Here is a 22,020-nt window from a genome sequence, read left to right on the forward strand (position 1 = left end):
ATCATGGAATACCGCAATCTCGGCGCTTCCGGGCTCAAAGTCCCCGTCCTCAGCTTCGGCACCGGCACGTTCGGCGGCCAGGGTCCGTTGTTTTCCGCCTGGGGCCGCAGCGGCATCGATGAAGCCCGCAGGCTCGTCGATATCTGCCTCGATGCTGGCGTCAATCTGTTCGACAGCGCCGATGTCTATTCGAACGGCGCCTCCGAGGAGATCCTCGGTGCCGCGATCAAGGGGCGCCGCGACAAGGTGCTGATCTCGACCAAGATGAGCCTGCCGATGGGCGACGGTCCGCTCGATGCCGGCTCGTCGCGGCAGCGGCTGCTTGCCTCGGTCGATGCGGCGCTAGGACGGCTCGGCACTGACCATATCGATCTGCTTCAGCTCCACGCCTTCGACGCGTTCACGCCGAACGGGGAGGTGCTGTCCACGCTCGATATGCTCGTGCGCGCCGGTAAGCTGCGCTATGTCGGCGTCTCGAACTTCGCCGGCTGGCAGCTGATGAAGTCGCTCGCGATCGCGGACCGGCATGGCTGGCCGCGCTATGTCGCGCACCAGGTCTATTACTCCCTGCTGGGGCGCGACTATGAATGGGAACTGATGCCGCTCGCGCGCGATCAGGGCGTCGGCGCTCTGGTCTGGAGCCCACTGGGCTGGGGCAGGCTCACCGGAAAGATCCGGCGCGGCCAGTCGCTGCCGCAAGGAAGCCGCCTGCATGCCACCGCACAGTTCGGTCCGCCCGTGGACGATGCGCGCCTCTACGCCGTCGTTGACGTGCTCGATGCGATTGCTGTGGAGGCCGCTCGGACCGTGCCCCAGGTCGCGATTGCCTGGCTGCTGTCGCGTCCCACGGTCTCCTCCGTGATCATCGGGGCGCGCGACGAAGCGCAGCTGCGCGACAATCTCGGTGCCGTCGGCTGGTCGCTGAGCGCGGACCAGATCAAGCGGCTCGATGAGGTCAGCGGGGTGATGCCGCCTTATCCGTACTATCCCTATCGCGTCCAGGAGGGCTTTGCGCGGCTCAATCCACCGTTGGTGTAGGAGCTTGCTCATGGAAGGCTGCGATTGCGACAGAGCGTCGCGACAATGCGCCATGCAGAATCGCGCCTGTACAGGGTCCCATGTCGTCCCTAACCTCCGCCGCGCAATTTTAGGAGATGCGGCGTGGCGAAGAAGACGGCGACCAAGAAGAAAAGTGTGTTGAAGAAGACGGCGAAGGCTTCGAAGAAGGGCTCCGGCCGCAAGAGCGCCGTGGCCAAGCCGGCCGGAAAGGCCGCTGCCGGCAAATCGGCGAAGCCGCGGCGCCCGAACGGGCCGGCCTGGCAATGGTCGGCGGTCGAGACCGCGGCTGCGATCCGCTCCGGCGCCATCTCCGCGGTCGAGGCGGTGGAAGCGCATCTCGAACGGATGCGCACCGTCAATCCGAAGCTGAATGCGGTCGTCGTCGATCTCTCGGAGGAAGCACTCAAAGCGGCGCACGCGGCCGACAAGCAGCGCGCCAAAGGCGGCGAGCTCGGTCTCCTGCACGGTGTGCCGATTACGATCAAGGAAAATGTCGACTACGAGGGCCGGCCGAATTTCAACGGCGTGCCCGCCAACAAGGACCTCATTGCACCATCGGATGCGCCCGTGGTGCGCAACCTGAAGAAATCAGGCGCGATCGTCATCGGTCTCACCAACACGCCCGAATTCTCCTTTCGCGGCTTCACCGACAATCCCCTGCATGGGCTGACGCTCAACCCCTGGGATCCCGACATCACCTGCGGCGGCTCCTCCGGGGGCGCAGGCTCGGCGGTTGCTGCGGGCATCGGCACCATCGCCCACGGCAACGACATCGGCGGCTCGCTGCGCTGGCCGGCGCATTGCAACGGCGTTGCCACCATCAAGCCGACGCAGGGCCGCATCCCCGCCTTCAACGGAAGCGCAACGTCGGAGCGGCCGATGCTGGCGCATCTGATGTCGGCGCAGGGGCCGCTCGCGCGCCATGTCGCCGACGTGCGCCTGGCTTTGGAGGTGATGAGCCAGCGCGATCCGCGCGATCCCTGGTGGGTGCCCGCGCCGCTGGTCGGCGAGCGGCCGAAGCGGCCGATCAAGGTTGCACTGGCGAAGATCCCCGAGGACATGGACGTCGATCCCTCTGTCGCCGCGGCGCTGCGCCAGGCTGCCGATCATCTCGAGCGGTCCGGCTATCGCGTCAGCGAGGTCGAGGTGCCCGACATCAACGGGGTCTGGCAGACCTGGTGCGACATCATCACCAACGAGACCGTGATGATGCAGGAGGCCGCCATGCTGAAGGTCACATCCGAGGATTTTCACAAGTCCTGGGGCGGCATGAAGGCCAAGGCCAACGTGCTCGATCTCAAGGGCTGGATGCAGGCGACCGCCGCGCGCAACGGCCACATCCGCGCCTGGCAATTGTTCTTCGAGGAGTATCCGGTGGTGCTGGCGCCGACCACGGTGAAGCCGACGCCGGGCCCGCGCGAGGACACCATCAGCTCCGAGCGCGTGCGCGAGATCTTCTGGGGCGAGATCCGCTTCATCTCCGCCATCAACGTGCTGGGCCTGCCCGGCGCGGTGGTGCCGGTGGCGCTGCATGACGGCAAGCCGATCGGCGTGCAATTGATTGCCGGCCGCTATCGCGAGGATCTCGCCCTCGATGCCGCAGCCGCCATCGAGAAACGCGTCGGCGTGCTCGCGCACCGGCTGTGGGAAAGAATGGCGTAGCGGCGGGTAATTTCACCCTCTCCCCTTGTGGGAGAGGGTGGCTCGCCGCAGAGCGGCGAGACGGGTGAGGGGTATCCCTCCACGAGTTCGCGTGTGGATAGACACCCCACATCCGGCGCTTCGCGCCACCTTCTCCCACAAGGGGAGTAGGAGCGCCACGGCGAGAGCGCGTTCGTTAATCCGCTTTAACCCGGATTTCAGCCAATCCGCGAGCAAGCATTAGGGTTACTTCCTCGATCTCTAAGCGAATTATTGTCCGCTTTACCACCCGCCTCTAACAGAGGAGCGGCGGACAACGCACATGCCTCATTCTAGGCCAATAAGTGCGGCCCGCTCCACGCGGAGGTGGCACGATGCGCAACGAGACGATCGCTATTCACGCCGGCTACGAGCCTGAAGCCACCACGCACGCAGTGGCCGTGCCGATCTACCAGACCGCGGCCTACGCCTTCGACAGCGCCGATCATGGCGCCGCCCTGTTCAATCTGGAGACCGAAGGCTTTCGTTACAGCCGCATCGCCAATCCGACCAGCGCAGTGCTGGAGAAACGCATCGCCCAGCTCGAAGGCGGCGTCGGCGCGCTCGCGGTCGCGACCGGGCAGGCAGCGCTGCATTTCGCCTTCGTCAACGTCGCCGATCACGGCGGCAACATCGTCTCCGTGCCGCAACTCTACGGCACCACGCATACGCTGCTCTCCCACATCCTGCCGCGCCAAGGCATTACCGGCCGTTTCGCCGAGAGCGACAAGCCCGAGGCGGTCGAGAAGCTAATCGACGAGAACACCCGTGCGGTGTTCGCCGAGACCATCGGCAATCCCGCCGGCAATGTCTGCGACATCGAGGCGCTGGCGAAGGTCGCGCACGCGCATGGCGTGCCGCTGATCGTCGACAACACCGTCGCCACCCCGATCCTCTTCAAGCCGTTCGACTATGGGGCCGATATCGCGGTGCATTCGCTGACCAAGTTCTTGGGCGGTCACGGCACCACGCTCGGCGGCGCCATCGTCGATTCCGGAAACTTTCCCTGGGCCGAGCACGCCGATCGCTTCCCGGCTTACAACAAGCCCGACGCCTCCTATCACGGCCTCGTCTATGCCGAGCGCTTCGGCAAGACCGCCTATATCGAGCGCGCGCGCAGCGTCTATCAGCGCACAATGGGCTCGGTGCTGTCGCCGTTCAACGCCTTCCTGCTGCTTCAGGGCATCGAGACCGTGGCGCTGCGCATGGAGCGCCATGTCGAGAACGCCCGCAAGGTCGCCGAATTCCTGCGCGGCGATCCGCGCGTGGCCTGGGTCAATTACACCGGCTTCCCGGCCAGCCCCTATTATCCCCTCGTGCAGAAGTACCTGAACGGCAACGCCTCCTCGCTATTCACCTTCGGCATCAAGGGCGGCATGGAGGCCGGCAAGGCGTTTTACGATGCGCTGAAGCTGATCACGCGCCTCGTCAATATCGGCGATGCCAAGTCGCTCGCCTGCCATCCGGCATCGACCACCCATCGCCAGATGTCGGCGGAGCAGCAGCGCGCCGCCGGCGTGCTGCCGGAGACGATCCGTCTGTCGATCGGCATCGAGCATGTCTCTGATATCATCGAGGACATCGACCAGGCGCTGGAAAAGGCCTGCCCGTCGGCGCGCCGCGAGGCTGCGGAGTAGGCGGCGCCGGCCATGACGATCTTGATCGACAAGGATCAGGTCATCGCGGGCCCGACGCTGGTGCCGGCCGCGCACGATCTCGCGCGCAATGCCGGCGCCGAACTCACCATCGGCCTCGTCAACAACATGCCGGATGCCGCGTTGAAGGCGACCGAGCGGCAGTTCATGAAGCTGCTTCTGGCCGCGGCGAGCTCGCGCCGTATCCGCTTCCACTGCTTCTCGCTTCCCAGCGTGAAGCGGTCGCCGGAAGCGAAATGGCATGTCGAGAGCGAGTATTCCAACCTTTCCGATCTCGAGCGCGGCAAGTTCGATGGGCTGATCGTGACGGGCGCAGAGCCGATCGCGCCCGAGCTCGACGGGGAGCCGTACTGGCGCGACCTCACGAACCTGATCGACTGGGCCAAGACCAACACGCGTTCGACGATCTGGTCGTGCCTTGCCGCGCATGCCGCGGTGCTGCATCTCGACAATATTGAACGGCGGCGGCTGCCGGCCAAATGTCACGGCATTTTCGATTGCGGCGTCGTGACGGACGATTTGCTGACCCGCTCTGCGCCCGCACCGCTCAAGGTGTCGCATTCACGTTTGAACGAGATCGCCGAGAGCGACCTCGTGCACGCCGGTTATCAGGTGCTGACACGCTCACAGGAGGCTGGCGTCGACGTCTTCGTTCGCCAATATGCCAGCCGCTTCGTGTTCTTCCAGGGTCACCCCGAATATGACGCGCTGTCGCTGCAGCGCGAATATCTGCGTGACATCGGCCGCTATCTCGCGCGGGAGCGGGAGACCTATCCGCGCCTGCCGGTGAGTTATTTTGACGCAGCGACTGAAGAGAAGCTGGCTCGGTTCGAGAAGAAGGCGGCGCACCAGCGCCATCCGGCGCTCAGCAACGAGCTGCCCGCGCTGAACCTGCGCGCCGATATCGGCGCTGGCGACGCGGCGGCGGTGCTCTTCCGCAATTGGCTGCGTTATCTCGGCGCGGACGCCGACGCGTCGATGTCGGTGCGCTAGCCGAAGCGCTCTTGGTTCGGCGTTAGGATTACCCGGGCGTTAGGCTTGCCTCGACCTGCGCACGAATGTTTCAGTAGAGCAAGAAGGCATCACAGGAAACGCAGTCGTGTGGTCGGCACTCCAGGGACGCGTGAGCAATCGGTTGGCCCGGCATTTCCGCGCCGCGCCGCACCGGCTGGCCGCGCATGCGGCGATGGTGAGCTTCACGTTCGACGATGCCCCCGATAGCGCCGCGGGCGAGGGCGCCGAGCTACTGGAGCGGCATGGCGGCCGCGGCACCTATTACCTCGCCGGCAGCCTGATCGGTCGGCCGTCGGAGCATTGGCACGGCCTCTCGGATGATGCGATCGTCCGGCTTCACCGCGCCGGGCACGAGATCGCCTGCCACACCTTCTCGCATCAGAGCTCGGCGACGCTCGACGAAGCCGCCATGGCGCGCGAGATCGAACGAAACCGCAGCCATCTCCGCGGCATCGATGGCTCGATCACGCTGGAGAATTTCGCCTATCCCTATGGCATCGCCTCGGTGTGGCGCAAGCCGCAGCTGACAAAGGCCTTCCGTTCCGCGCGCGGCATTCTTCCCGGCGTCAACAGCGGCGTCATCGACCTCCAATTCCTGCGCGCCTCCCCCTTGGTCGATTGCGAGATCGACGAGGCGGGCGTCGATCGCTATTTCGACGAGGCGGTCGCGAGCGGCGGCTGGCTGATCTTCTACGGCCACGACGTCAGCGACAGGCCGAGCCCCTATGGCTGCACGCCGCATCTGATGCGTCATGCGCTTGAAGCCGCCGCCAAGCGCAACATGCCGATCGTGACGGTCGCAGAAGCGCTCCGACGGATCGGGGCGTAGCCTCTTCTTCCCTTCTCCCCTTGTGGGAGAAGGTGGCGCGAAGCGCCGGATGAGGGGTATGTCTCCACAAGCTCATATCTGCGTTCGCGGATAGAACCCCTCACCCACCTCGCTTCGCGAGGCACCCTCTCCCACAAGGGGAGAGGGAAGAGTCGTGCCTCGCCTCCAAACAGTCTTGCCACAGCCACACCAGCATGCGACTGGCCTTGTGACGAATCCCACGGCCTGATCTGCTCCGCCCATGTCCGCTCCCTCCAACGCCCCACTGCCTGCGCCGGCCAACGGCGGCGATGCGCTGTCGGTGCTGCATTCGGTGTTCGGCCTGCCGGGATTTCGCGGCGCGCAGGGCGAGATCGTCCGCCACGTCACGGACGGCGGCAATTGCCTGGTCTTGATGCCGACCGGCGGCGGCAAGTCGCTGTGCTATCAGCTTCCATCCTTGCTGCGCGAAGGCTGCGGCATCGTGGTCTCGCCGTTGATCGCCTTGATGCGCGACCAGGTCGCCGGCCTGATCGAGGCCGGTGTCAATGCCGCCGCGCTGAACTCGTCGCTGACGCCGCAGGAGGCCTCCGACATCGAACGCCGCCTGCTCGCCGGCGATCTCGATCTGCTCTATGTCGCGCCGGAACGGCTGGTCACGCCGCGCTGCCTATCGCTGCTGGCGCAGGCGAAAGTGGCGCTGTTCGCGATCGACGAGGCGCATTGCGTCTCGCAATGGGGCCACGATTTCCGGCCCGAATATGTCGGCCTTTCCGTCATCGCCGAGCGCTTTCCCGACGTGCCGCGCATCGCGCTGACCGCGACCGCCGACGAGCTGACGCGCAAGGAGATCGTCGAGCGGCTGCAGCTGACGGGCGCGCCGCAGTTCGTCTCCAGCTTCGACCGGCCCAACATCCGCTATGAGATCGTCGACAAGCGCAATGCGGTGTCGCAGCTGAAGGAATTCATCCGCGAGCGCCACATGGGCGATGCCGGCGTGGTCTATTGCCTGTCGCGCAACCGCGTCGAGGAGGTCGCCGCAGCGCTTGCCGAGGCCGGCATTGCGGCGCTGCCCTACCACGCCGGGCTCGACGGGGCGGTGCGCTCGCGCAACCAGGATCGCTTCCTCAACGAGGACGGCATCGTCATCGTCGCGACCATCGCCTTCGGCATGGGCATCGACAAGCCCGACGTGCGCTTCGTCGCCCATCTCGACCTGCCCAAGAGCATCGAGGCCTATTACCAGGAGACCGGACGCGCCGGTCGTGACGGCAAGCCGTCGGCGGCGTGGATGACCTACGGCCTCTCCGACATCGTGCAGCAGCGCCGCATGATCGACGAATCGGCCGGATCGGAGGATTTCAAGCGGGTCTCGATCGGCAAGCTCGACGCGCTGGTCGGCCTCGCCGAGACGCCGCATTGCCGACGCCGGCGCCTGCTCGCCTATTTCGGCGAGATCGTGATGGGCGAGAGCTGCGGCAATTGCGACAATTGCCTGACGCCGCCGAAGATGCGCGACGGCAAGGTGCTGGCGCAGAAGCTGCTGTCCTGCGTCTATCGCACCGGGCAGCGTTTCGGCGCCATGCATTTGATCGACGTGCTGGTCGGACGCCTGACCGAGAAGGTCACACAGTTCGGTCACGACAAGCTGTCGGTGTTCGGCATTGGCCGCGAGCTCAACGAGAAGCAGTGGCGCACGGTGCTGCGGCAATTGGTGGCGACGGGCCATTTGCGCAGCGACAGCGAAGCCTACGGCGCGCTCAAGCTGACGGAGTCTTCGCGCGGCGTGCTGCGCGGCGAGACCGAGGTCTGGCTGCGCGAGGAGGCGCCCGGCACGCGGGTTCGCGCCAGCCGGGCCACGTCACGCCGCGGTGACCTCGCGCCCGCGGCGAGCGCGCCGCAAGGCGACGTCGATCCCGAATTGCGCGCGCGCCTGCGCGCCTGGCGGTCAGAGGTCGCGCGCGAACGCGGCGTGCCGGCCTATGTGGTGTTGCACGATGCCACCATCGACGGCATCGTCCGGGCCTGGCCGACCACGCTGGACGAGCTGCGCAACGTGCCGGGGATCGGCGACAAGAAGCTCGAGCACTACGGCGACGAGCTGCTGCAGATCGTGAGGACGAGGTAGGGCGAGCCAAAAACTCCCCTGTCATCCCGGACAAGCGAAGCGCAGATCTACCGTGGTGGCTGTCAAGGTGGCTGACCGGCGATCAGTGTGCGGCATCGTGCTCGGCAGTCAAGGCGGCTTCGCCCCGCCTTGCGGCGGTGGCCTGCGGCCAGCCTTGACGGCCTGCGCTCGCTGCCGCAAGGAGCTGCCATGATCGACGCCTCACTGAACCGCAGCTCCGGTTGAAGCCTGGGCCATTGCGTCCCGCATTTGGGCATTCAGCCGCACCAGCATCTTGCGCATTACCGCCACCATAATCACCTTGCCGGGCTTGCCCCGTGCCCGCAGCCGACCGCAAAACTCCTTAATCTGTGGGTCGAACCGCATCGCCGTACGCGCCGGGTTGAACAGGATCACCTTGATGGACGTACGCCCGGGCGCCAGCCCGCGGCGCTTGCGAATGCTCCCGCTCTCATGGACGCGCGGAGCCAACCCGCCGAGCGCGGTAACTGCCTTGCGGTCGAGCCTGCCGAGTTCGGGCAACTCCGCCAGGATGCCGCGGGCGGTCTGTTCGGCAACACCAGTTTGGCCACACAGAATCTCCTCTTTGAAGACCAAATCCGTGTGCTCTTTCTCGTGTCGGGCAAGCTCGGCCGCGATTGCGGCGAGTGCCGCGTCAAGAGCGGCAATCATACGCTCAATAGAACTGCGGACTGCTTCCAGTGCCGCGGTGGCTAGGCGGCAACTCTCCGCGTGCCGCATGGCCTTGAGCTGCCGCTGTCGCGCCATCAAGCAATCCAGCGTCACGTCCTCCCTGTGCCCAGGCCGCAGCTTGCCGGCATCGAGCCGGTCGCGGCCATAGCCACGCAGCAGCTGCGCGTCGATCCGATCCGTTTTTGCCTTGATCCCTTGTGCCTGGCGGAAGGCCCTCACGCCTTGCGAGTGAACGACGGACCACGTGATGGCCCTCTCCGCCAGCGCCGCCTCCAGGTTCCGTTCCCAACCGCCGGTGCGCTCGAACACCACGACATCCCGCGCCGGGTCAAAATGTTCGATCAGAGCCGCGATGCCGGCCGCATCGTTGTCGTACCGTCGCACGCGGTGACAACCTTCAACCGCCGCATCGAGCCAGGATTTGCCAACGTCGACACCAATTACCCGCTTGCCGTTCATACCGACCTCCATCATCCTCGATGGGTCCGGAGCGAGCACTGGATTGCAAACGGGCGAATAGCCCTCTCTACCGTTCGTGCCCGGACCCAGAAGCGCCGGCGGGCCTCAAGATCTGCACGATCGTTACGATCTTCCGGGACCGCGAGGTCCCGCCGGCGTCTGACCTTCCATCAGGAAGGCGCCAACAACATGCAATCCGGGATCCATAACCACAGGCCGGTGTGATGACGGCAGGCTGGCAACTGCCAGTCCTCGCAAAACGATTGCTGTGGCGTATGGGTCCCGGGCTCGCGACTTCGTCGCGCCCCGGGACGACAGCAGTGTATGACGTGCGAGTGCGCTACGCTCTCACTCACCCATTCCTGAACGCATACGCATACCCGTTCAGCGCCGGCGCGCCGCCGAGATGGGCGTAGAGGATCTTCGCGCCCTTCTCGAAATAGCCCTTCTGGGCGAGATCGATCAGGCCCTGCATCGACTTGCCCTCATAGACGGGGTCGGTGATCATGCCTTCGAGGCGCGCGGTGAGGCGGATCGCCTCCTTGGTCTCCTCCGATGGCACACCATAGGCGGGATAGGCGTAGTCCTCGATCAGCACGACGTCGTCAGTGACGAGGTCCTTGCCGAGCTCGACGAGCTTTGCCGTGTTCTGCGCGATCTCGAGCACCTGGGCCTTGGTCTGTGCCGGCGTGAACGACGCATCAATACCGATGACTTTTCGCGCACGGCCGTCCGCCGCAAACCCGACCAGCATGCCGGCATGGGTGGAGCCGGTGACGGTGCAGACGACGATGTAGTCGAACTTGAAGCCGAGCTCGGCTTCCTGCTTGCGCACCTCCTCGGCAAAGCCGACATAGCCGAGGCCGCCAAACTTATGCACGGAGGCACCGGCGGGAATGGCGTAAGGCTTGCCGCCCGCCGCCTTCACTTCCTCGATCGCCTGCTCCCAGCTCTTGCGGATGCCGATATCGAAGCCGTCGTCGACCAGGCGCACGTCGGCGCCCATGATGCGCGAGAGCATGATGTTGCCGACACGGTCATACACCGCGTCCTCGTGCGGCACCCAGGCTTCCTGCACCAGGCGGCATTTCATGCCGAGCTTGGCCGCGACCGCCGCGATCATGCGTGTGTGGTTCGATTGCACGCCGCCGATCGAGACCAGCGTATCAGCGTTGGAGGCGATCGCATCGGGGATGATGTATTCGAGCTTGCGCAGCTTGTTGCCGCCATAGGCAAGGCCGGAATTGCAGTCCTCGCGCTTGGCATAGACCTCGACATGGCCGCCGAGATGTTTTGAGAGCCGCTCCAGCTTCTCGATGGGCGTCGGGCCGAAGGTCAAAGGATAGCGCGGAAATTTGTCCAGCTTCATGGGTCATCTCGATTGGCGTTGGTGTTGGCGGCTCCCTAGCATCACGTCGGGAAAATGTGCTCTCGAATATTGCGGCCATGTTGCACGGCTTCTTGCGAAAGTCGTGATAATTGCTAACATTCCTTCCAGAACAGCACCTATTTTCGGAAGTTTCTTTCATGGCTGCCCGGCTCGACCGCACCGACCTCAAGATCTTGAGATTGCTTCAGAATAACGGTCGGCTCAGCAACGCCGAGCTGGCCGAAACGGTCGCGATCAGCCCCGCCACCTGCCATCGTCGCACCCAGCGCCTGTTCGAGGACGGCTTCATCGCCAATGTCCGCGCCATGGTCGCGCCGAAGAAGGTGGCAAAGGGCACGCTGGTGATGGTCGGGGTCGTGCTCGACCGCTCGACGCCGGAAAGCTTTGCCACCTTCGAGCAGGCCGTTGCAAAGCTGAAATTCGTGCTCGACTGCCATCTCGTCGCCGGCGATTTCGATTACTTCCTCAAGATCCGCGTCGGCGACATGGAGGATTTCAACCGCATCCACGGCGAGCAGCTGATCGCGCTCCCCGGCGTGCGCCAGACCCGGACCTTCTTCGTGATGAAGGAAGTCGTCGACAACGCGCCGCTGGAATTTTAGGCGCAGCTATTGATGCGCTATCCGCATCATGAGAGATTCGCCCGATGCAGACATTCCCCTTCCGCCAGCACAATCCGGCCGGGCCGGCCTATCGGCGCGGCTGGGTCGACGAGGCCGTGGCCGCCATCGAGGCCGACCAGTGCCGCACCGCCGACACGCATCTGATCCGGCTGATCGTGCCGGCGCTATCGGGCATCGACATCTATCTGAAGGATGAGTCCACGCATCCGACCGGCAGCCTGAAGCATCGCCTCGCGCGCTCGCTGTTCCTCTATGCGCTCTGCAACGGCCACATCCGCGAAGGCACGCCCGTGGTCGAGGCCTCGTCGGGATCAACCGCGGTGTCGGAGGCCTATTTCGCTGAGATGATCGGCGTGCCCTTCTACGCCGTGATGCCGCGCACGACCTCGGCGGAGAAGATCGCCGCGATCGAGCATTATGGCGGCAATTGCCATTTGATCGACGACGGCCGCGCGCTCTATGCGGAAGCCGCGGCACTCGCCGCCCGGCTGGACGGCCACTACATGGATCAGTTCACCTTCGCCGAGCGGGCCACCGACTGGCGCGGCAACAACAACATCGCCGAGTCCATCTTCACGCAGTTGCAGGGCGAGCCGCGGCCGATTCCGGACTGGATCGTGATGGGCGCCGGCACCGGCGGCACGTCGGCCACCATCGGACGTTATCTGCGGTATCGGCAATATCCGACCCGGCTGTGCGTCGCCGATGTCGAGCATTCCGCGTTCTTCGATTGCTTCCGCACGCTGGACCGCTCCCGTGTTTGCGACCGCCCGTCGCTGATCGAGGGCGTCGGTCGCCCCCGCTGCGAGCCGTCCTTCGTGCCCGGCGTGGTCGATCGCATGATGAAGATCCCGGATGCGGCAACGGTCGCGGCGATGAACGTGCTGTCGCGACGGCTGCGCCGTGCGGTCGGCGGCTCCACCGGCACCAACTTCCTGGCGCTGTGCCGGCTCGCCTCGGAGATGCGCCAGGCGAGCGTCACGGGATCGTTGGTGACGCTGATCTGCGATTCCGGCGAGCGCTACCGGCAGACCTATTACGAGCCCGCTTGGCTCGCCGCGCGCGGCCTCGATCCGGCGCCGTTCGAGGCGGCGCTGTCGTCGTTCCTCGCCACAGGTGAGCCACTGGCGCTGGACGTCGACGACGTGGTCAATCCTCAAAGCCTGCAAAACCCCACGGCGTCATAGCGAGATCTGCCTGGCATTTGCGAAATCGCACGGTCGTCACGGCAACTTCACTTGCCTTGCGCAGGCATGCAGGTGACGGTTGCGTCTTCTCAACGAGGAGACCCTACCGTGCGCCTTCCCATTCTCGATCCGAAAGAGCTAACCGACGAACAGAAGCCGCTCTATGACGACATGCGGGCCGGCATGAAGGACCACTTCAAGGGTTTTGTGAACATGCGCGAGGACGGCGCGCTGCTCGGGCCCTGGAATCCCTGGATCCGCGAGCCGCGCTTCGGCAAGCCGGTGTGGGAGCTGGTCAAGGCGATTGCGTCGAACCCGCTGCTGCCCGCGGCCGTACGCGAGGTCGCGATCCTCGTCACCGGCTCGCATTTCCGCTCCGGTTACGAGCTCTACGCTCATGTGCTGGTGGCCGAGCAGCGTGGCCTCTCCGACGAGAAGCTCGCGACCATCGTTGCCGGCCAGCGGCCGGTGGACCTCACCAAGCAGGAAGCCGTCGCCTACGACATGGCTTCGGCACTGGTCAGCGGCGGCGTGCTGCCGGAGCTGACTTGGCGTGCGGCGGTGAAGGAATTCGGCGAGCACGGCGCGGCCGAGCTGTCCTATCTCGTCGGCGTCTACTGCATGGTCTCGGTCACGCTCAACACCTTCGACGTGCCGGTGCCTGACTAGTTGCGCACGGCGTAGAGCGGTGTGCGCAACGTGACCTGATAGGACGGCTTCGGCATCCAGGCGATCTGCGCGGTGATGCCGAACAGGCGGTTGTCGTTGTCGTCCATGCGATCGAGGTCGAGCCGCATGACCGGCTGGGTGAAGGATTCCGCGAGCGTCCGGCCCGCGAGCTGCGCGCCGCCGAACGACTGCATGCCGAGGCGCCCGGTGAACTTCCAGTTGCTCGGCCATTGATAGTAGCCGCCGGCATAGAGGATCGTGTTCGGCCGGATCGTGGCGAACGGGCTGGCGATGGTGACGGTGGTGTATTGCAGGCCGGCGAGCCAGCCCCGTGTCTCGTCCTCGTCGACCGCGTAGTCGAATTCCACGATGTTGTTGAAGGAATTCGTCATGCCCTGCTCGTTGGGCACCGACTGCGTCAGGGTCGATTGCACCGTGATGGTCGGGATCTTCCCGCCATTCTGCTGGTAGAGATCGGCCTGCACGCCGATGTTCCAGCTCGTGATGTCGAAGGACGACCAGCCGCCGCCGATATCCGTCGTCGTGCCGGATACGCCGCCGTAGAGCGAAACGCGGTCGCTGACGTCGACGGTCAGCGGCAGGTCGATCGCAATCGATTTCGCGGCCGGCAGTCCATTCCGCAGCGACGTGCCTCGTTGCGCCGCCAGGGCTTGGAATGCGGCTGACAGCGAGGTGTTGCCGAAGCCGAGCGCGAGCGTGCCTGCGGGGATCGTCGCATAGATGGTGCGGAGATCGAGATAGATGTTCGGGACGATCGGCTTTGCGGGCTCGTCCTCCTCATCGTCGGCGGCGAGGGCACCGCCTGCCGGGACCGCCAGACACAGCAGTCCCGCCGCGGCAGCGCGCAACGCACGACGGGATTGGCTGCGAAGAGGCACGTGACGATCCGACGCGTGGCGATTTGAGGGTGGAACCGTTGTTAGATGGAACGTGATCGCGCGCTTGGTCAAGCGCTATCCGCAAGCGATGGACGGCGCGGATGTGCGCGGTTACCCTGGCGTGATCGCACTGACACACTCGCCCGCCACAGTGCAGGCCGAAGAATGGAGGAGACAGCCATGAACACGTCACGCCGCATCCTGCTCACCGGTCTGGCGGGGCTTGCCGTTACTCCCGGTGCTGCGGTGGCTGCTGCACCCACAGCCGAGCCCGGCAAGGCGACGGTTGCGGAGGAACGTTTCGCGCGCACGATTGCGGCGGCGCATGCGCCCGACAGCACCTGCGCATGGCAGGCGGAGCATTATGCGGAAGCGCACTGGCCGGAATATGTCGCGGCGGCGCGCGCGGTGATCGGCGCGCGCGTATGATTGACGCTGTCAGGTCTTCACCGCGCGCCGCACCTGTTCGCCGATTTGCGACAGCACGAGCTGTGCCTGCGGCAGGATTGCGCCCATGGCGTGGAAATTGTGAACCATGCCATCGTGGCAGACATGCTCGACCGCGACCCCCGCGGCGAGCAGCTTGCGGGCATAGGCATTGCCCTCGTCACGCATCGGGTCGTACTCGGCGGTGTGGATGATCGCGGTCGGCAGGCCCGAGAGGCGCGTCGCGCGCAACGGAGAGACGCGGGGATCGGCAGGATCGATGCCATCGGGCAGATAATCGGAAAGATCGGCTTCGATCGTGGCGCGATCGATCAGATGGCCCTCGGCAAAGGCCTCGCGCGAAGGCGAGGTTTCCTCGAAATCCAGCACCGGGCAGATCAGGCACTGCGCGGCGATGGAGAGGCCGGCGGTCTGCGCCGCATTCTGGCACACGATCGCCGCGAGTGTGGCGCCGGCGGAATCGCCGCCGATCACCAGGCGGTCAGCGTCGATGCCGAGCGATGCCGCCTCGCGCGCCACCCATTCGGTGGCCGCGATCGCGTCGTCGACCGCGGCAGGGAATCTGTGCTCCGGCGCGAGCCGGTAATCGACCGACACGAGGCGGCAGCCGGTGGCATGCGCCAGCGCCGCGGCGATGCGCTCGTGCGTGGCAATGCTGCCGGCGACGAGCCCGCCGCCATGAAAGAACACGAAGCCCGGTGCGGGCGCTTCAGTGCCTGCCGGCGTGTAGAGGCGATAGGGCAGCTCGCCGCCGGGACCGGGCAGCCTGCCGTCGGAGGTCGTCACATCCGGCGCCTCGGCCCGGGCGAACTGCATCAGCTTTGCCAGCGATTGCCGCCGCACCTCCACACTCGGGCGGCTCCGCGCCCGCGGCGCAGCCGCAGCCATCATGGTCAACAAACGCTTTGCGAGCGGATCGAGCGGCATGGATTCTTCCTTCTCCCCTTGTGGGAGAAGGTGGCGCGCAGCGCCGGATGAGGGGTTTTCTCCGCAGGTGAGTTCGCGGATGGATACCCCTCACCCGTCTCGCCGCTACGCGGCGAGCCACCCTCTCCCACAAGGGGAGAGGGTAACTCACCATTTCCTCGCAGCAAATCGTTTAGAAATTGGGACAATAGTGCCGGATCGTTCGAAAAGGAGGCCGGTCATGGCCGAGATCAAGAAGCCCATCGACTACTCGCCGAGCTGGACCTTCTTCGAGGGCAAATGGCACGAGGGCAACGTGCCGATCATGGGGCCGCGCACGCATGCGGCCTGGCTCGGCTCGATCGTGTTCGACGGCGCTCGCGCTTTCGAGGGCGTCGCACCGGATCTCGATCGTCACGTGGCCCGCGCCAATCAATCCGCGATCAGTTTCGGCCTGAAGCCGGTGGTCGATACCGACACCTGGCTGACGCTCGCGAACGAAGGCATCGCGCGCTTTGCCGGAAATGCCGAGCTCTATATCCGTCCGATGTACTGGGCGCAGAACGGAAGCGGCGGCGGCGTGCTGTTCGACCCCGAGACCACCAATTGGTGCCTGTGCATCTACGAAGCGCCGATGCCAAAGCCCGTCGGCAACGCGATCACCTTGTCGCCGTTTCGTAGGCCGACGGCCGAATGCGCGCCGGTCGAAGCCAAGGCCGCCTGCCTCTACCCGAACAATTCGCGCGCACTCGCCGAAGCTGCGTCGCGCGGCTTCCAGAACGCGCTGATGCTCGACATGCTCGGCAACGTCGCCGAGTTCGGCAATTCCAACGTGTTCATGGCCAGGGATGGCGTGGTGTTCACGCCGGTGCCGAACGGCACCTTCCTCAACGGCATCACGCGCCAGCGCGTCATCAGCCTGCTTCGCGCCGACGGCGTCACCGTGGTCGAGAAGACGCTGCGCTACGCCGATTTCCTGACCGCCGACGAGATCTTTTCGACCGGCAATTTCGCCAAGGTCGCGCCCGTGATCCGCATCGACGAGCGCGAGCTGAAGCCGGGCCCGTTCTACGCCAAGGCGCGCAAGCTCTACTGGGACTTTGCGCATGCCGTGAAGATGGCGGCTTGATCCGGAGTCTCTGTCGTCATGCCCGGGCTTGTCCCGGGGATCCACGTTCTTCGCGTCGCGCGTCAAGACGTGGATGGCCGGGTCAAGCCCGGCCATAACGAGAACTATTTCTGCCGCCGAAACCGGCTGAACTGAAACGCCTGCGTCGAATGCCACGGCGTGTGGTGCGTCTCGCTGCGCGTCTCGACCAGTTTAAATTCCGGCCCGAGCTCCGCCGCAAGGCTCGCGCTGTCGTGGCGCTGCACCGGCAGGCCGCTGCATTTCTCGGGACCATCGGGTGCAAACGTCGCAATGATGACGTGGCCGCCAGGTCTGACCGCCGACCGCAGGCGCTCCACGTAAGCGACCCTGTCGCGCGGGTCAGTCAGGAAGTGAAACGCTGCGCGATCGTGCCAGACATCGTAGGTCCTGGTCGGACGCCACATCGTGGCATCGGCAACGATCCAGTCGACCGTCGAAGCGGCCGGACCGATGCGCTTCTTCGCCGCCGCGAGCGCATTGGCAGAAAGATCCAGCACGGCGATGTCGCGATAGCCGTCCTGCAACAGCGCATCGACCAGGCGCGATGCGCCGCCGCCGACATCGATGATGGTCGTGTCGCGATCGGAGCCGGCTGCGCGAATCATCGCGAGCGAGATCGCGGGGCTATCCTGATACCAGCTGACCTCGGCCTCGCCCTTGGTGGCGTAGACATGGTCCCAATGGTTGCTTCGGTCAGACGTGGCTCGCCCTCCCGCGTACAGGGGCCGGCGCGAACGAAAGACTATTCGTCCTTCTTCGACATCCGCTCGAGGCGCTCCTGCATTTCCTTCATCTGCTGGCGCAGCTCGTCGATGTTGCTGTCCTTCGGCGCCTCGGCATTCGCATCGGGCTCCGGCTCAGGGCTTGCCGCCGGACGGGGCGCAGCGAACGGCTTGAACATCGAGAAGGTCTGCTGGAACAGCTCCATGTTGCGGCGGACTTGCTCTTCCAACGGAGCAAAAGGAGTGCCGGACAGCGTATTGGCGATCTGCTTGCGGAACTTCTCCTGCTCCTGGGTCAGGGTTGCGATCGACTGCTCCAGATATTTCGGCACCACCATCTGCATGCTGTCGCCATAGAAGCGGATCAGCTGGCGAAGGAAGGTGGTCGGCAACAGGTTCTGGCCGGCCTTGTTCTCCTGCTCGAAGATGATCTGGGCGAGCACGGAGCGGGTGATGTCGTCGCCGGTCTTGGCGTCATAGACCAGGAAGTCTTCGCCGTCCTTGACCATCGCGGCGAGGTCTTCGAGCGTCACATAGGTGCTCGTTCCGGTGTTATAGAGCCGGCGGTTCGCGTATTTCTTGATTGTGGTGGGTTGGTCTGATTTCGCCATGGGCTCTCACTTGCAAACGCGGAGAACGGGAACCTGTCGGGCAATGCCGCAGGGCGGGAAGAGTACGCAACGCAACAAAATAAGCATTTTCAAAGGGCTCACGCTACCGTTTTGTGCGGCACGGTTAATTGCAGAGCAAAATCCTGCTTGCGAAAACGCCCAGAACGCTATTTTGAATGCGCTGCGGTATGAATTCGGTGCCCCGCCGATTGACATGCCTCAACGACGTTAACAGGATGGCTGACGAGACTGGCGTTCGCTTTCCAGCCCGCCTGCCCCCTTCACAAGAACTCAAGCCCCAGGAGATGCCCATGTCAGACGATGTCGTCATCGTCAGCGCCGCCCGCACCCCGGTCGGAAGCTTCAACGGAGCGTTCGCGACCCTACCCGCCCATGACCTTGGCGCCGTCGCCATCAAGGCCGCGCTGGAGCGCGCCGGCATCGAGCCCGGCCGGGTCTCCGAAGTGATCATGGGTCAGATCCTGACCGCCGCCCAAGGCCAGAACCCGGCCCGCCAGGCGTCGATCGGCGCCGGCATTCCGGTGGAGAGCCCGGCTTGGGGCGTCAATCAGCTGTGCGGCTCGGGCCTGCGCACGGTTGCGCTCGGCTACCAGGCGCTGCTCAACGGCGATTCCGAGATCGTGGTCGCCGGCGGGCAGGAATCGATGAGCATGGCCCCGCACGCCCAGCATCTGCGCGGCGGCGTGAAGATGGGCGGCCTGGAGCTGGTCGACACCATGATCAAGGACGGCCTGTGGGATGCCTTCAACGGCTACCACATGGGCAACACCGCCGAGAACGTCGCGCGGCAATGGCAGATCACCCGTGCCCAGCAGGACGAGTTCGCCGTGGCCTCGCAGCAGAAGGCCGAGGCGGCGCAGAAGGCCGGCAAGTTCAACGACGAGATCGTCCCCGTCACCATCAAGACCCGCAAGGGCGACGTCGTCGTCAGCGCCGACGAATATCCGCGCCATGGCGCCACGCTCGACGCGATGGCCAAGCTCAAGCCCGCCTTCGAGAAGGATGGCACGGTGACCGCGGGCTCGGCCTCGGGCATCAACGACGGCGCTGCCGCCGTGGTGCTGATGACCGCCAAGCAGGCCGCCAAGGAAGGCAAGAAGCCGCTGGCGCGGATCGTGTCCTGGGCGCAGGCCGGCGTCGATCCGAAGATCATGGGCTCGGGCCCGATCCCGGCCTCGCGCGCCGCGCTGAAGAAGGCCGGCTGGAGCGTCGGCGATCTCGATTTGATCGAGGCCAACGAAGCCTTCGCGGCACAGGCCTGCGCGGTCAACAAGGACCTCGGCTGGGATACCTCCAAGGTCAACGTCAACGGCGGTGCGATCGCGATCGGCCATCCGGTCGGCGCGTCCGGCGCACGCGTGCTGGTGACGCTGCTGCACGAAATGCAGAAGCGCGATTCGAAGAAGGGCTTGGCCACGCTGTGCATCGGCGGCGGCATGGGCATCGCCATGTGTGTGGCGCGCGACTGATCTTACGCGCAGCTGACGGGTGCGCCGCACACGTCAGCGCGTGCGTTGCACGCGACTAAAAAGGCAGCGGTTGCAAATCAAATATTCTTCGCAACCCGACAAGCCTCGACTAAAGAAAAACGCCCGGCTCGATGCCGGGCGTTTTGTTCTTGATGTCCGTCAAACCAACCGCATAATCCGTAGCTAAAAAGCGATCACGTCAGAAAAGTCCGAAGCGTCCAAGGAAGAGGGAAGGAATACGACATGGCACGTGTTGCATTGGTGACGGGTGGTACGCGGGGCATCGGTGCTGCGATCAGCAAGGCGCTGAAGGCCGCCGGCTACAAGGTTGCGGCGAGCTATGCCGGCAACGACGCTGCCGCGGAGAAATTCAAGGCCGAGACCGGCATCGCCGTCTACAAGTGGGACGTCAGCAGTTTCGAGGCCTGCGCCGAGGGCGTGAAGAAGGTCGAGGCCGAGGTCGGTCCGGTCGACGTGCTGGTCAACAATGCCGGCATCACCAGGGACGGTGCCTTCCACAAGATGACGCTTGAGCAGTGGAACGCCGTCATCAACACCAATCTGGGCTCGCTGTTCAACATGACGCGCCAGGTGATCGAAGGCATGCGCGGGCGCAAGTTCGGTCGCATCATCAACATTTCCTCGATCAACGGCCAGAAGGGGCAGTTCGGACAGGTCAACTACTCCGCAGCGAAAGCCGGCGAGATCGGTTTCACCAAGGCCCTGGCGCTGGAGAACGCCAAGGGCGGCATCACCGTGAATGCGATCTGTCCCGGCTACATCAATACCGAGATGGTGCAGGCAGTGCCGAAGGACGTGCTGGAGAAGGCGATCCTGCCGCTGATTCCGATCGGCCGTCTCGGCGAGCCCGAAGAGATCGCGCGTGCCGTCGTGTTCCTCGCCGCGGATGAGGCCGGCGCCATCACCGGCTCGACGCTGTCGGTCAACGGCGGCCAGTACATGGTGTGATGCGATCGCATCACGCAGGCTGATATTGTCCACATCGTCATGCCCGGGCTTGTCCCGGGCATCCACGGCCTTACAACAGCCGTCGCCACGGAAGAACGTGGATGGCCGGGACAAGCCCCGCCATGACGGAAACATTGGGCCAATGACTCCCCGCACTGCCACGCTGATCGGTCTGACCGCGATCCTGATGTGGTCGCTGCTGTCGGTGATGACGGTGGCGACCGGAAAGATCCCGGCGTTTCAGCTCGCTGCGATGACCTTCGCGATCGGCGGTGTCGTCGGCCTGCTCACCTGGATCGGGCGGAGCGAGGCGGCGAGAAGCTTGCGGCAACCGCTCGCCGTCTGGATCGTCGGCGTCGGCGGCCTGTTTGGCTATCACGCGCTGTATTTCCTCGCGCTGCGCTTCGCCCCGCCGGCCGAAGCCGGCCTTCTGAATTACCTGTGGCCGCTCTTGATCGTGCTGTTCTCGTCCTTCCTGCCAGGCGAGCGGCTGGCGGCGCACCACATCATCGGCGCCGTGCTCGGCCTCGTCGGCACGGTGCTGCTGTTCGCCGGCAACACCAGCGGTTTTGCGCCTGGAGCTGTGCCGGGTCTCATCGCGGCCTTCATCGCGGCGTTCGTCTGGGCGACCTATTCGGTGCTGTCGCGCCGGTTGAAAGCGGTGCCGACCGATGCGGTCGCGGGCTTCTGTCTTGCCACGGCAATATTGGCCGCGCTGATGCATGGCCTGCTTGAAGCCACGGTCTGGCCGGAGACCACGGTGCAATGGCTCTCGGTCATCGCACTCGGCATCGGCCCGGTCGGTGCCGCGTTCTACGCCTGGGACATCGGCATGAAGCGCGGCGACATCCGTGTGCTCGGCGCCGCCTCCTACGCGACGCCATTGCTCTCGACGGGATTCCTCATCGCTGCCGGTTTCGCCAAGGCCAGCGCCAACATCGCCCTTGCTGCGATCCTCATTGCCGGGGGCGGCCTGATCGCGGCCAAGGACATGGTGCTGCGGAAGCGATGATTGGAGCGGAGCTACGGCTCCCAGCCGGACGGCGCGAGCTCGAAGCCTGCGAACTCGAATGCGGGCGCCACGGTGCAGCCGACCAGCGTCCACTCGCCGGTGGTTTCCGCCATCTGCCAGGCCAGCGCAGGCACGATCGCCTGCGGCCGCTCACCGCCGCCGAGGTCGGCGCCGAGCCGCACCTCGTGCTGCGAGCAGCCGTCATGGGCGATGCGCAGCGTCAAGGGGCTGCCGGCGTAATAGTGCCACGTCTCCACCGCATCGACGCGATGCCAGTGCGAACGCTCGCCGCGCGCGAGCAGGAAGTAGATCAGCGTCGAGCGCGAACGCCCGTTGGCGTCCGTGCTCTGGTCGCGAAACGTCTCGCGATAATGTCCGCCTTCCGGATGCGGGCGGAGCTCGAGGCGTGCGATGATCTCGGCTGCGGTCGGCATCGATCCTCGTCGGGA

General features: G+C 65.1%; 21 protein-coding genes. 14 read left to right on the plus strand and 7 right to left on the minus strand.

Going from position 1 to position 22,020, the window contains the following annotated elements:
* The first annotated feature begins 3 nt into the window (after window positions 1-3).
* The 6 genes from N2605_RS00305 (at window position 4) to recQ (ending at window position 8,344) form a co-directional block, all read left to right on the plus strand.
* Window positions 4-1,038 carry an aldo/keto reductase gene (locus N2605_RS00305; RefSeq protein ID WP_260345520.1) on the plus strand — a complete coding sequence of 345 codons (1,035 nt, stop codon included), beginning with the start codon at window positions 4-6 and terminating at the stop codon, window positions 1,036-1,038.
* A gap of 123 nt (window positions 1,039-1,161) precedes the next feature.
* Window positions 1,162-2,721, plus strand: a complete 1,560-nt coding sequence (locus N2605_RS00310; RefSeq protein WP_260345521.1) for an amidase family protein — start codon at window positions 1,162-1,164, stop codon at window positions 2,719-2,721.
* Window positions 2,722-3,074: 353 nt separating this feature from the next.
* Entirely contained in the window at window positions 3,075-4,376 is a 1,302-nt protein-coding gene (locus N2605_RS00315) for an O-acetylhomoserine aminocarboxypropyltransferase/cysteine synthase family protein (protein WP_225148653.1), read from the plus strand.
* 12 nt (window positions 4,377-4,388) lie between these two features.
* Window positions 4,389-5,387, plus strand: coding sequence for a homoserine O-succinyltransferase MetA (metA, locus tag N2605_RS00320; protein ID WP_260345522.1), 999 nt, complete (start codon window positions 4,389-4,391; stop codon window positions 5,385-5,387).
* A gap of 106 nt (window positions 5,388-5,493) precedes the next feature.
* Window positions 5,494-6,237 carry a polysaccharide deacetylase family protein gene (locus N2605_RS00325; RefSeq protein WP_311735350.1) on the plus strand — a complete coding sequence of 248 codons (744 nt, stop codon included), beginning with the start codon at window positions 5,494-5,496 and terminating at the stop codon, window positions 6,235-6,237.
* A gap of 241 nt (window positions 6,238-6,478) precedes the next feature.
* Window positions 6,479-8,344 (plus strand): DNA helicase RecQ, encoded by a 1,866-nt coding sequence (gene recQ, locus N2605_RS00330; protein ID WP_225148656.1) that lies wholly within the window; start codon window positions 6,479-6,481, stop codon window positions 8,342-8,344.
* Window positions 8,345-8,545: 201 nt separating this feature from the next.
* Here the strand turns inward: recQ and N2605_RS00335 are convergent, their stop codons facing one another.
* Both N2605_RS00335 and N2605_RS00340 read right to left on the minus strand, forming a co-directional pair.
* Entirely contained in the window at window positions 8,546-9,496 is a 951-nt protein-coding gene (locus tag N2605_RS00335; RefSeq protein WP_260345524.1) for an IS110 family transposase, read from the minus strand.
* A 352-nt stretch (window positions 9,497-9,848) separates the two neighbouring features.
* The gene (locus N2605_RS00340) at window positions 9,849-10,865 is read right to left on the minus strand and encodes a 1-aminocyclopropane-1-carboxylate deaminase (protein ID WP_225148657.1); all 1,017 of its coding nucleotides are present in this window, start codon (window positions 10,863-10,865) and stop codon (window positions 9,849-9,851) included.
* Window positions 10,866-11,023: 158 nt separating this feature from the next.
* Here N2605_RS00340 and N2605_RS00345 point away from each other — a divergent pair, with 158 nt between their 5' ends.
* The 3 genes from N2605_RS00345 (at window position 11,024) to N2605_RS00355 (ending at window position 13,365) form a co-directional block, all read left to right on the plus strand.
* Entirely contained in the window at window positions 11,024-11,488 is a 465-nt protein-coding gene (locus N2605_RS00345) for an Lrp/AsnC family transcriptional regulator (protein ID WP_057030169.1), read from the plus strand.
* Window positions 11,489-11,532: 44 nt separating this feature from the next.
* Window positions 11,533-12,696: a PLP-dependent cysteine synthase family protein gene (locus N2605_RS00350; protein WP_109141754.1), complete on the plus strand. Its 1,164-nt coding sequence runs from the start codon at window positions 11,533-11,535 to the stop codon at window positions 12,694-12,696.
* Window positions 12,697-12,804: 108 nt separating this feature from the next.
* On the plus strand, window positions 12,805-13,365 hold the full coding sequence (locus N2605_RS00355; RefSeq protein WP_036014759.1) for a carboxymuconolactone decarboxylase family protein: 561 nt from the start codon (window positions 12,805-12,807) through the stop codon (window positions 13,363-13,365).
* Here the strand turns inward: N2605_RS00355 and N2605_RS00360 are convergent.
* Window positions 13,362-14,234 (minus strand): hypothetical protein, encoded by an 873-nt coding sequence (locus N2605_RS00360; RefSeq protein WP_225186630.1) that lies wholly within the window; start codon window positions 14,232-14,234, stop codon window positions 13,362-13,364. The genes N2605_RS00355 and N2605_RS00360 overlap by 4 nt on opposite strands.
* Window positions 14,235-14,444: 210 nt before the next feature.
* Between N2605_RS00360 and N2605_RS00365 the strand changes: the two genes are divergently transcribed.
* Window positions 14,445-14,693: a hypothetical protein gene (locus N2605_RS00365; protein ID WP_036026186.1), complete on the plus strand. Its 249-nt coding sequence runs from the start codon at window positions 14,445-14,447 to the stop codon at window positions 14,691-14,693.
* Between the two features lie 9 nt (window positions 14,694-14,702).
* Here N2605_RS00365 and N2605_RS00370 read toward each other — a convergent pair whose 3' ends face one another.
* Complete coding sequence (locus N2605_RS00370; RefSeq protein WP_260345527.1) at window positions 14,703-15,638, minus strand: alpha/beta hydrolase; 936 nt, start codon at window positions 15,636-15,638, stop codon at window positions 14,703-14,705.
* Window positions 15,639-15,858: 220 nt separating this feature from the next.
* Between N2605_RS00370 and N2605_RS00375 the strand changes: the two genes are divergently transcribed.
* Complete coding sequence (locus tag N2605_RS00375) at window positions 15,859-16,746, plus strand: branched-chain amino acid aminotransferase (RefSeq protein WP_036026190.1); 888 nt, start codon at window positions 15,859-15,861, stop codon at window positions 16,744-16,746.
* A 104-nt stretch (window positions 16,747-16,850) separates the two neighbouring features.
* Here the strand turns inward: N2605_RS00375 and N2605_RS00380 are convergent, their stop codons facing one another.
* Together N2605_RS00380 and phaR are read right to left on the minus strand one after the other, a co-directional pair.
* Window positions 16,851-17,372 carry a class I SAM-dependent methyltransferase gene (locus N2605_RS00380; RefSeq protein ID WP_225145421.1) on the minus strand — a complete coding sequence of 174 codons (522 nt, stop codon included), beginning with the start codon at window positions 17,370-17,372 and terminating at the stop codon, window positions 16,851-16,853.
* Window positions 17,373-17,509: 137 nt separating this feature from the next.
* A complete protein-coding gene (gene phaR / locus N2605_RS00385; RefSeq protein WP_036014750.1) occupies window positions 17,510-18,100 on the minus strand; it encodes a polyhydroxyalkanoate synthesis repressor PhaR in 591 nt (196 codons plus the stop codon).
* Between the two features lie 311 nt (window positions 18,101-18,411).
* Between phaR and N2605_RS00390 the strand changes: the two genes are divergently transcribed.
* The 3 genes from N2605_RS00390 (at window position 18,412) to yddG (ending at window position 21,571) form a co-directional block, all read left to right on the plus strand.
* The gene (locus N2605_RS00390; RefSeq protein WP_036026194.1) at window positions 18,412-19,590 is read left to right on the plus strand and encodes an acetyl-CoA C-acetyltransferase; all 1,179 of its coding nucleotides are present in this window, start codon (window positions 18,412-18,414) and stop codon (window positions 19,588-19,590) included.
* A 243-nt stretch (window positions 19,591-19,833) separates the two neighbouring features.
* Window positions 19,834-20,559, plus strand: a complete 726-nt coding sequence (gene phbB, locus N2605_RS00395; protein ID WP_225145419.1) for an acetoacetyl-CoA reductase — start codon at window positions 19,834-19,836, stop codon at window positions 20,557-20,559.
* Between the two features lie 142 nt (window positions 20,560-20,701).
* Window positions 20,702-21,571 carry an aromatic amino acid exporter YddG gene (yddG, locus tag N2605_RS00400; protein ID WP_057030162.1) on the plus strand — a complete coding sequence of 290 codons (870 nt, stop codon included), beginning with the start codon at window positions 20,702-20,704 and terminating at the stop codon, window positions 21,569-21,571.
* Window positions 21,572-21,582: 11 nt separating this feature from the next.
* On the opposite strand, the gene N2605_RS00405 is transcribed toward yddG, so the two are convergent.
* The gene (locus N2605_RS00405) at window positions 21,583-22,005 is read right to left on the minus strand and encodes a cupin domain-containing protein (protein ID WP_057030161.1); all 423 of its coding nucleotides are present in this window, start codon (window positions 22,003-22,005) and stop codon (window positions 21,583-21,585) included.
* Window positions 22,006-22,020: the final 15 nt, after the last annotated feature.

The sequence above is a fragment of the Bradyrhizobium yuanmingense genome, assembly GCF_025200905.1.
Lineage (GTDB): Bacteria > Pseudomonadota > Alphaproteobacteria > Rhizobiales > Xanthobacteraceae > Bradyrhizobium > Bradyrhizobium yuanmingense.

Bases quoted from the DNA above. Each gene is read 5' to 3' on its own strand.
- N2605_RS00305 (WP_260345520.1), top strand. From the start codon at position 4: ATGGAATACCGCAATCTCGGCGCTTCCGGGCTCAAAGTCCCCGTCCTC.
- N2605_RS00315 (WP_225148653.1), top strand. From the start codon at position 3,075: ATGCGCAACGAGACGATCGCTATTCACGCCGGCTACGAGCCTGAAGCC.
- metA (WP_260345522.1), top strand. From the start codon at position 4,389: ATGACGATCTTGATCGACAAGGATCAGGTCATCGCGGGCCCGACGCTG.
- recQ (WP_225148656.1), top strand. From the start codon at position 6,479: ATGTCCGCTCCCTCCAACGCCCCACTGCCTGCGCCGGCCAACGGCGGC.
- N2605_RS00335 (WP_260345524.1), bottom strand. From the start codon at position 9,496: ATGAACGGCAAGCGGGTAATTGGTGTCGACGTTGGCAAATCCTGGCTC.
- N2605_RS00340 (WP_225148657.1), bottom strand. From the start codon at position 10,865: ATGAAGCTGGACAAATTTCCGCGCTATCCTTTGACCTTCGGCCCGACG.
- N2605_RS00345 (WP_057030169.1), top strand. From the start codon at position 11,024: ATGGCTGCCCGGCTCGACCGCACCGACCTCAAGATCTTGAGATTGCTT.
- N2605_RS00350 (WP_109141754.1), top strand. From the start codon at position 11,533: ATGCAGACATTCCCCTTCCGCCAGCACAATCCGGCCGGGCCGGCCTAT.
- N2605_RS00365 (WP_036026186.1), top strand. From the start codon at position 14,445: ATGAACACGTCACGCCGCATCCTGCTCACCGGTCTGGCGGGGCTTGCC.
- N2605_RS00370 (WP_260345527.1), bottom strand. From the start codon at position 15,638: ATGCCGCTCGATCCGCTCGCAAAGCGTTTGTTGACCATGATGGCTGCG.
- N2605_RS00375 (WP_036026190.1), top strand. From the start codon at position 15,859: ATGGCCGAGATCAAGAAGCCCATCGACTACTCGCCGAGCTGGACCTTC.
- N2605_RS00380 (WP_225145421.1), bottom strand. From the start codon at position 17,372: ATGATTCGCGCAGCCGGCTCCGATCGCGACACGACCATCATCGATGTC.
- phaR (WP_036014750.1), bottom strand. From the start codon at position 18,100: ATGGCGAAATCAGACCAACCCACCACAATCAAGAAATACGCGAACCGC.
- N2605_RS00390 (WP_036026194.1), top strand. From the start codon at position 18,412: ATGTCAGACGATGTCGTCATCGTCAGCGCCGCCCGCACCCCGGTCGGA.
- phbB (WP_225145419.1), top strand. From the start codon at position 19,834: ATGGCACGTGTTGCATTGGTGACGGGTGGTACGCGGGGCATCGGTGCT.
- yddG (WP_057030162.1), top strand. From the start codon at position 20,702: ATGACTCCCCGCACTGCCACGCTGATCGGTCTGACCGCGATCCTGATG.
- N2605_RS00405 (WP_057030161.1), bottom strand. From the start codon at position 22,005: ATGCCGACCGCAGCCGAGATCATCGCACGCCTCGAGCTCCGCCCGCAT.